Source organism: Frateuria defendens (assembly GCF_001182895.1).
Lineage (GTDB): Bacteria > Pseudomonadota > Gammaproteobacteria > Xanthomonadales > Rhodanobacteraceae > Frateuria_B > Frateuria_B defendens.
In genome coordinates, this window is sequence record NZ_LFQR01000128.1 from 1 (window position 1) to 9,268 (window position 9,268).

Annotated in this window: 7 protein-coding genes; 3 read left to right on the top strand and 4 right to left on the bottom strand. The window is 67.9% G+C overall.

Going from position 1 to position 9,268, the window contains the following annotated elements:
• Positions 1 to 32: 32 nt before the first annotated feature.
• Positions 33 to 407 (bottom strand): hypothetical protein, encoded by a 375-nt coding sequence (locus tag ACH65_RS19195; protein ID WP_202594227.1) that lies wholly within the window; start codon positions 405 to 407, stop codon positions 33 to 35.
• Between the two features lie 551 nt (positions 408 to 958).
• Here ACH65_RS19195 and ACH65_RS15160 point away from each other — a divergent pair.
• From ACH65_RS15160 to ACH65_RS15170, 3 genes are all read left to right on the top strand, one after another.
• A complete protein-coding gene (locus ACH65_RS15160; protein ID WP_049623458.1) occupies positions 959 to 1,462 on the top strand; it encodes a hypothetical protein in 504 nt (167 codons plus the stop codon).
• Between the two features lie 17 nt (positions 1,463 to 1,479).
• On the top strand, positions 1,480 to 3,273 hold the full coding sequence (locus tag ACH65_RS20615; protein ID WP_049623459.1) for an XVIPCD domain-containing protein: 1,794 nt from the start codon (positions 1,480 to 1,482) through the stop codon (positions 3,271 to 3,273).
• 156 nt (positions 3,274 to 3,429) lie between these two features.
• Complete coding sequence (locus ACH65_RS15170; protein ID WP_049623460.1) at positions 3,430 to 5,487, top strand: M13 family metallopeptidase; 2,058 nt, start codon at positions 3,430 to 3,432, stop codon at positions 5,485 to 5,487.
• 86 nt (positions 5,488 to 5,573) lie between these two features.
• On the opposite strand, the gene ACH65_RS15175 is transcribed toward ACH65_RS15170, so the two are convergent.
• From ACH65_RS15175 to ACH65_RS15185, 3 genes are all read right to left on the bottom strand, one after another.
• On the bottom strand, positions 5,574 to 6,152 hold the full coding sequence (locus ACH65_RS15175; RefSeq protein ID WP_049623461.1) for a response regulator transcription factor: 579 nt from the start codon (positions 6,150 to 6,152) through the stop codon (positions 5,574 to 5,576).
• 71 nt (positions 6,153 to 6,223) lie between these two features.
• The gene (locus tag ACH65_RS15180; protein ID WP_049623462.1) at positions 6,224 to 7,498 is read right to left on the bottom strand and encodes an ATP-binding protein; all 1,275 of its coding nucleotides are present in this window, start codon (positions 7,496 to 7,498) and stop codon (positions 6,224 to 6,226) included.
• Between the two features lie 48 nt (positions 7,499 to 7,546).
• Positions 7,547 to 9,085 carry a peptide MFS transporter gene (locus ACH65_RS15185; protein WP_049623463.1) on the bottom strand — a complete coding sequence of 513 codons (1,539 nt, stop codon included), beginning with the start codon at positions 9,083 to 9,085 and terminating at the stop codon, positions 7,547 to 7,549.
• Positions 9,086 to 9,268: the final 183 nt, after the last annotated feature.

A 9,268-nucleotide genomic window follows, 5' to 3' on the forward strand; every position in this document is an offset into this window, starting at 1 on the left:
CTGCCGCCCAGGCTCCTAGGTGGCCCCTGGATTCAACGAATGTCTTTCCCGTACTTCGACAAGCAAACGTGTTTGCTTAGTTTTTGCGGCGGAATCAAGACCGCAGCCGAGGAGCCGTAGGGCTTGCCGGTCTTCGCGTCCTGATCTGCTTTGTATGTCCCTGCGTGGTATTCCGTATCGCATGCATCGTATTTGTCGCATACCGCCAATTTGGTGCAGATGACCTGCCCGTTGCGTTCGTATATGTAGTACTTGGCCTCCGAGTACGGCAGGCGTGGATATTCTTCGGTCCGGATTGTGATGGCTTTCTTTTGCACGGCCGGATGGTCTGCCGCTAGGCCTGCAGTGGCAGAAGCCAACAGTCCGCCCGATAGCAACAGCCTTTTAGCCGAGATCCTGAGTTTCACGTACACGCTCCCTCCCTGCCGGCAGGCCCCTGTCGGGGACTCTAAGCGAATGATCCAAAAACTAATGAGCTGAAGCCCACACAAAATATATGACTTTGCAACGCGCCATCATGCCGAGTCCAGGGAGGGGCGTTGCCCGCGGGCAAGTGTCCCCTAGTCCAGAAGTCATGGTTTTGTAGAACAGCAATCCGTGCAGCCTCTGCCGACCTGGCCTCCTCCTCGTTTATCTGTTCGATGCATCCGCTTTTCTCTTGAGGTCGTCGGTGGACCACCCGGTTTCTTCAGTGGCACGACGTGAAACCGCTGACGGCTTGCGCCTTCCCGCTGACCGAAACCGTGCACGGTTTGTCATGCGGTCTCTCGGTGCTTCGCTAAGATGGAATTCGACTGCGACCATGCGGCCAATCCCATAGGAGCCACGGATGATGCGCCCTGCTGCCGCAGTGGCTAGCCTTTTCGCCACGCTCCTGGTGGCTTGTGCAACGCCTGCCCATCAAGCAGTGGCACCCGATGCTGCCGACTCTGCCCCCTCCTCTGCCCAGGACCACTCCATGCCGTCTTCCCTCGAAGCCCACGCGCTGCCCGGGGCGCGCGCGGCCGTTGACCATCTGCTTGCCTTTCTGTCGACCCTAGACAGCACGGCCACGCTCAAACCCGCTCCGCTGGGAGACGCCTTCGGGGTGACGCTCGGCCCCGACACCACAAATGGCGCGGGTTGGACGGTCTACCACAGCTCGGACCTGGGGCAGGGCTGGACCTACTGGGTGCAGCAGTCCAATGCCCGGCCGTCGATGAAAAATGGCTTTCGATTTTGGTTCGACCATCCGGACCGGACGGCCGATGCCGCCCCGGTGTGTGCGTTGCCGCTGGACAGGCTGCGCAGCACGCTGACCGCCCACGGCTGGGTCGAGCGTCCGGTGCCATCGGAAATCGGCAGCATTTTGGCCGTGGAGTTCAGCAAGGGCGATGTGGTGTTGACCTTGACCCCGCGCGACGGTGCTGATGTGCATGGCACAGCCTGCGTGCTGGCCGTGCAAACCACTGACGGCCATTGACCGGATAAGGATTGCCCATGGCTACGCCCCACACGGCCCTCGATGCGGCCGTCAACCAGTTTGCCCAACAATCCGGCGTGACCCCGGCCCAAGTGTCGGCGCTGCGCGCGGCGTTGGCGGCTGACCCCGACGTGACCCAACGCCTGGACGCGCAAGCCAGCAACGGGGCGTTGCACGGCTTCGCGCCCGCGGCCCCTGGCGCGCCCGACCAGCCGGTGGGCCACTACGACCGGGGTGCCGGCACCATGATCCTGCCCGCTTCCGCCTTCCCCGCTTCGGGTGCCTGCACGGACCTCGGCGCTGTGCTGCGCGTCCAAGCGATGGTCGTAGAATTCGGCGGAAAGAGCTACGCCGACGTCGCGGGTGCGAGCCACCATGTCACCCCGGACATGCTCAGCAACCTCCAAGGCACGCTCAATGGTTCACCCGCGCTGGCCGACGACATCAAGCGCGCCGCGACGACGACCGATCCACTGCAACCGTCGCACCGCATCCTGGAGTCGTTTGCGTTCACCGCGCCGGGCGCAGGCGTCGGCGGCAGCTTCAGTGCGCCCGACCACGCCATGAACCTGGTCAGCGAATCGCTCATCACCCGTGGTGCGCACAGCGTTGGGAGATACAACCCGCACGATTTGACCTTCGTCATCGGGCACGAAGTCCAGCATGGGTTCAACGCGCAAGCGGCAGCGCAGGCGCGCGCCGCGTTTGTCAACGATGCGCGCGCGCTGGCTGCCACGCCCGGCCCGGTGCACGATTACACCACGTTGGTGGAGCGGCGCATCCAAGCCGGCCGGGAAGACGAAGCGAGTGCGGAAATTGCGGGCTGGAATGCCCTGCGAGGCCGGGTGCAGCACGACCAGGGCAGCGTGACGTTGACCGACCTGGCCAATGCCTTGCCGGCACGCACGGCAGACTTCATCGAACCGCACGGGGCGGGGTTTGTAGCTCGCCCCAACCTGCAGCTCAATCCCGATTTAAGCTTGTCGCACACACCGGCCAATGTGGCCGCGATGGGGCACAACTACTTCGACCGGCCGACGGCCGCGCACCATCAACCGGGAGACACGCGCAACGCCATGGCGCTGGGGCACAACGGGGTTGAGGACTACCCCAACTACTACGCCGGCTGGGCTGTTTCAGTCATCGGTGCGGAAGAGCACGCGGCCGCGCACGGCAAAGGCCTGGCCCCGCAGATTCAGCTCAACATGGCCCACGCGGGCCTCTACGAAGACATGATGGAAAAGGCGGGACTCAACCTCGCCCCGTCCAAGCAATCCATCCAGTATCTCGACAGCAGCTCGCAGCCGGCCGTGCCTCACGCGTTCGACCACACGGCCGACGGCCCCCATCAATACCAGCATGTGCCGGTGGCACCGCAGCGATTGGATGACCCCAGCCATCCGGACCATGCGCTCTTCCAGCAGGCGCGTGCCCATGTCGTAGCGCTTGACCAAAGCTTGGGTCGAACCCCCGATGTGCACACTGACCAGTTGGCATCGGCCGCCGCCGTGCAAGCTCGGGCGGATGGGTTGCAGCGCATCGACCAAATCGCACTCTCCACCGATGGCCAGCGTTTGTGGGCTGTGCAGACTCCACCGGGGCGCACGGACCATCTGTTTGACCTTCGGACCAGTGTGCCCACGAGCGAGGCCATGACGCCGATGGCGCACAGCGGTGCCCAGTGGCCGCAGGCCATGCAGCAGTTCGAACAGGCTCAGGCGCAGCAACAACAGCGACAGGCCCAAAATCAGCAACTCAACACCCAGCAGACGCAGGGGCCGGTCATGACCCACGGTGGCCACGGCATATAGCCATCGCTCATATCGCCGGGCGTGCCTCACGCGGCGCCTCCGGTTTGAGCGCCTGTGCCATCTCTCCTGCCGCCCACGCCCCTAGCCCAGAAGTCATGCCCCCACCCGCAGCGCAAAGGCTTATCGTGGGCGCCTCTTTCACCCGGGAGCAGCGCCATGCAGCGATTTCGACGGATTCTGACCACGGCCGCCGTGCTGTGCGGCTCGGCGGTTTCGATGGCGGCCTTCGCGGCCAGCGCGCCTTCCGGCGTGGACCAGGCGGGCATGGACCGCGCGGCGCAGCCGGGCGACGACTTCGACGGCTACGCCAACGGCAACTGGCGGCGCACCACCGAGATTCCGCCGGACCGTTCCAGCACCGGCATCTTCCTGAAGGTGTTCCAGAAGGCCGAGCAGCGCACCGCCGACCTGGTGCGCCAGGCCGGCGCGGGCAATCCGGCGCCGGGCAGTGACGCGCGCAAGATCGCCGACTACTACGCGGCCTTCATGGACGAGGCGCACATCGAGCAGGCCGGGCTCGCGCCGCTCAAGCCGGAGCTTGCCAAGATCGCCGCGATCAGTTCGCCGGCCGACCTCGCCACGGTGCTGGGCAGCCAGCTGCGCGCCGACGTGGACCCGGTCAACGCCACCAACTTCCACACCGAGCACCTGTTCGGCCTGTTCGTGGCGCAGGGCCTGGAAGACCCCGCGCACAACGTGCCTTACCTGTTGCAGGGCGGCCTGGGCATGCCCGACCGCGACTACTACCTCTCCACCGACCCGGCGATGGCCGCCACGCGCGCCAAGTACCAGGCGTATGTGGCCAAGCTGCTCGCGCAGGCCGGCGAGGCGGATGCGGAAGGCGAGGCCAAGGCCATCCTCGAATTGGAGACGAAGATCGCCAAGGCCCACGCCAGCCTGGTGGACAGCGAGGACGTGCACAAGGCCAACAACCCGTGGCAGCTCGATGCCTTCGCCGCCAAGGCGCCGGGGCTGGACTGGGCCGCCTACTTCAAGGCGGCCGGGCTGGCCGGGCAGAAGGCCGTGACGGTGTGGCAGCCGCAGGCGGTGCAGGGCATCGCCGCGCTGGTCGCCGGCGAGCCGCTCGCCACCTGGAAGAGCTACCTGGTGTTCCACACGCTCAACGACAGCGCGGGCCTGCTGCCCAAGGCCTACGCCGACGCCAGCTTCGACTTCTACGGCCGCACCCTGCAGGGCACGCCGCAGCAGCGCGACCGCTGGAAGCGGGCGATCGGCGCGGTCAACAACGACCTCGGCGACGCGGTGGGCAAGCTCTACGTGCAGCACTATTTCCCCGCCTCGTCCAAGCGGCAGGTGCAGGCGATGGTCACCAACATCCTCGCCGCCTTCAACGAGCGCGTGGACAGCCTGGACTGGATGACGCCGGCGACCAAGAAGAAGGCCAAGGCCAAGATCGCCACGCTCAAGGTGGGCGTGGGCTACCCGGAAACCTGGCGCGACTACGCGCAGCTTGAGATACGCCCGGACGACGCGCTGGGCAACCGCCTGCGCGCGGAGCAGTTCGAGTATGCCCACCAGCTCGCCAAGCTCGGCCGGCCGGTGGACCGCGGTGAGTGGTGGATGACGCCGCAGACGGTCAACGCGGTGAACCTGCCGCTGCAGAACGCGCTGAACTTCCCGGCGGCGATCCTGGAGGCGCCGTTCTTCGACCCGAAGGCGGATGCGGCGGCCAACTACGGCTCCATCGGCGCGGTGATCGGCCACGAGATCAGCCACGGCTTCGACAACACCGGCGCCGAGTTCGACGCCGAGGGGCGCCTGGCCAACTGGTGGACGCCGGCGGACCAGGCGCACTTCAAGGCGGCGGGTCAGAAGCTGGCGGCACAGTACGACGCCTACGAGGCGCTGCCCGGCCTGCACCTCAACGGCCAGCAGACGCTGGGCGAGAACATCGCCGACGTCAGCGGCCTGACGGTGGCCTGGATCGCCTACCACAAGTCGCTGCACGGCAAGCGCCCGCCGGTGATCGACGGCTTCAGCGGCGACCAGCGCTTCTTCCTCGCCTTCGCCCAGTCCTGGCGCACCAAGACGCGCGAGGCGGCGCTGCGCCAGCAGGTGGTCACCGACGGCCACGCGCCGGGCCGCTTCCGCGCACAGACGGTGCGCAACCTCGATGCCTGGTACGACGCCTTCGCGCCCAAGCCGGGGCAGGCGCTGTACCTGGACCCGGCGCAGCGGGTGAAGATCTGGTGAAGACGAATTCGCCCGGCGGCCGATGCCGCCGGGCGAGCTGATGGTTCGCGGTGCCGGCGCCGCCCCCGGCGGGCGAGGTGGCGGACTCAGTGGTCCTGGTCGGGCCGTTCCCGCACCGGGTGCTTGCCCAGCTTGCGCTGCAGCGTGCGCCGGTGCATGCCGAGCCGGCGGGCGGTTTCGGAGATGTTGCCGTCGCACTCGGTGAGCACGCGCTGGATGTGCTCCCACTCCAGCCGGCGCAGGGCCAGCGGGGCTTCGGGGGCTTCCGGCAGCTCGTCTTCGCCGCCGGCGCTTTCCTCTTCCATCAGCGCGCGGACCACGGCGTCGGCGTCCACCGGCTTGGCCAGGTAGTCGTGCGCGCCGCGCTTGATCGCTTCCACCGCGGTGGCGATGGAGGCGTAGCCGGTCAGCAGCAGGATGCGCATGTCCGGCACCAGCGCCTGCAGCTCGGCCACCAGCTTGAGGCCGTTCTCGTCGCCGAGCTTCAAGTCCAGCACGCAGTGGCGCGGGTGGTGGCGGCGGGCCTGGCTGCGGGCTTCGTCGGCGTTGTTGGCGGTGACCACCTCGAAACCGCGCGAATCCATCGCGCGGGCCAGCACCCGGACGAAGGTGGCGTCGTCGTCGACGATCAGCAGCGGACGGGAGGAGGGGGTGGATTCGTTCATCGGACAACTTCTCCCTGACGAAAAGGGTCAGCATTCTGGCCTGAGTCAGGCGTTCTTGCACGCCGCGACGCTCATGGTACGCCGGCGATGGTGGCAAAAGGCAATCGTAGCCGCACTTCGGCGCCCTGGCCTGTATTCTGGGTGATTAGCTCGCCGTCGAGCCGCTCGGCGGTGGCCTCGGTGAGGGCCAGGCCCAGGCCCAGGCCGCTTTGCTTGCCGCTGCGGCCGAGGCTGGGCGGGTTGCCGGCGCGGTCGAAGCCGGGGCCGTGGTCGCGCACGACCAGCTCCAGCCAGGTCCCGTCCCGGCGCACTTCGAGTTCGACGGCGAGGGAGTCGAGCAGCGCCGAGGCATCGAGGGCATTGTTCAGCAGGTTGAGCAGGGCGTGGCGCAGGCCGGCCGGGACGCCGAGCGCCAGCCCGGCCAGCTCGTCCGGCAGGGTCAGCTCGATTTCCGCCTCCGGGCGCAGCAGCTGGAAGCGCTCCAGGCAGATGTGGATGAACTGGTAGAGCGTCATCCGCTCCGGCTCCTGCGCCAGCTGCGCCTTGCCGAAGGCCACCATCTCGCGCAGGATGCCGCGGCAGCGTTCCACCTGCTCCTGCAGCAGGGTGAGGTCTTCCTCCAGGCGGGCGTCGCCGGCGTGCTCGCGGCGCAGTTCCGGCAGCAGGGTGCGCATGGTGCCCAGCGGGGTGTTGAGTTCGTGGGCGGCGCCGGCGGCCTGGGTGGCGATGGCCAGGATGCCCTCGTCGCGCAGCGCGCGCTCGCGCCCGCGCTGCACTTCCAGCTGCTGGGTGCGCAGGGCGGTGGCCAGGCGGTTGACGAAGAAGCCCAGCAGCAGCGCGGTGATGACGAAGTTCACGCCGGTGCCGGCCACGTGCAGCGCGAAGCTGTCGCCCTCGTGCGGCGGCACCGGCAGCGGCACGTGCCAGCGCAGCAGCACCAGGTAGGCGAGGCCGGCCAGCGCCGCGGTGAACAGCACCGCCGGCGCCGACAGCGCGGCCGCGCTGAGCGCGATGGGCACCAGCAGCAGGGTGATGAAGGGGTTGGTGGCGCCGCCGGTGAAATAGAGCAGGTAGCCGAGCATCAGCGTGTCGATGGCGATGTGCAGCAGCGTCTCCCACTCGTGCACCGGCCACGGCTGGCTGAGCCGCCAGGCGGCGAAGGCGGCGAACACGGCCAGCGCGCCGATGCCGCTCAGCAGGGTCAGCAGCGGGATGGTCAGGTGCATCCACAGCGCACACACCAGCACGGCCACGCTCTGTCCGGCGATGGCGCAGATGCGCAGCCACGCCAGCGGGCGGGCGAGGGCGGAGGGGCCGATGTGGCGGTTGGCGAGACGGGGCGGCATGGTGTGGCTCATCGGGCACGGCCGGCACGCTGTGCCGGCCGCACGGGGTTACGGTTGCGGGCTCAGTTCCTCGCTGCGCACGGCGGGCAGCGCGGTGTGGGCGGCATGGCTGTCCGACAGCTTCTTCATCAGCGGCAGCGCGGCGACGGCGATCGCCGTGCAGGCGATGCCCACGAAGCCGAGTTTGTTGAACAGGCTGGTGTAGATGTCGAGCGATTCGACCGGATTGTCCAGCCCCTCGGGAATGTGCGCGAGGTTGGCCACCACGCTGCCGAGGTACTGCGAGACACCGGTGGCCACGTAGTAGGCGCCCATCATGAAGCCGCCCATGCGCACCGGCACGTAGCGGGCGATCATCGCCAGGCCCAGGCCGCTCACCAGCATCTCGCCCAGCGAGTACAGGCCGTAGCCCCACACCATGATCCACGAGGACACCTGGCCGGCCACCGCCCAGCGCGCGCCGACGCCGTAGATGAAGAAGCCCGCCGCCACCGCGGCGAAGCCCCAGGCGAACTTGGCGGCCACGGAAGGGTCGCGCCCCACGCGGCCGAGCCCGTTGTAGAGCGCCACCAGCACCGGGCTCAGCACCACGATCCAGATCGAGTTGAGGTTCTGGTACTGCTCGGGGATCCAGGTGAACAGGTGCCAGCCGAACAGGCGGAAGTCGAGGTCCACGTTCTTCTGCGCGAACAGGTTCAGCGAGGTGGACATCTGCTGGTAGAAGATGAAGAAGAAGATGGTCTGGAGGGTCAGCACCAGCGCCGCCACCAGGCCGGCGCGCTCGCCGGGCGCGCTGCGGCGGATCAGGTGGGCGAAGATGCCCAGGATCACCACGCCCGCGGCGTACACGCAGATGCGCGCCAGCAGCTCGTTGAGCAGGATCAGCGCCGACACCAGCACCATCAGCGCGGCGGCGCCCAACACGGCGAGCAGGCGCAGCGGCTTCACCGGCACCTCGTCGGCGGGTGAGCCCACGTGCCCCAGCGTGCGGCGCATCAGCGCGTAGTTGACGAGGCCGAGCAGCAGGCCGATGGCGCACACGCCGAAGGCGGTGTGCCAGCCCCAGTGGTCGCCGTAGCGCTCGCCCACGTAGTCGCGGATCCACGGCGTCAGCGTCATCGACACCATCGAGCCGATGTTCACCGCCATGTAGTAGATGGTGAAGGCGCTGTCGATGCGGGTCTCGTCGCCGTCGTAGATCTTGCGCACCAGGTTGCCGGCGTTGGACTTGAAGAAGCCGTTGCCGACGATGATCACGCCCAGCGCGCCATACAGCAGCCACAGGTTGTTGGAGGGGATCCACAGCAGCGCATAGCCCAGCGCCAGCACCACGGCGCCGAGCAGCATGGTGCGGCGGGTGCCGATCAGGCGGTCGCCCACCCAGCCGCCGATCGCGGGCGTGGCGAAGATCAGCGCGGAGGCTGCGCCCCACACCAGGTTGGCCTTGGTGTCCACGAAGCCGAGCTTCTTCATCATGTAGGTGACCATCAGCACCTGCATGCCGTAGAAGCCGAAGCGCTCCCACATCTCGATCAGGAAGACCGTGCTGAAGGAGCGGGTTTGCGAAACGGGCGGGTTCGATGCCATGTCGATCTCGTGCGCGAAGCGGGCCGCGGCCGCGCGGGCGACCGGCCGGTGCGAGCCCTGGGCCGGGCCACAACCGGGCAAGGGTAACCCATCCGTCATCGCGGCGACGCTTCGCCGCACCCCGCGGGGGCTTGCGCCGCGCGCGCCGGCGACGTCGCCTGGGCTAGATAGTGTCGTCATGAG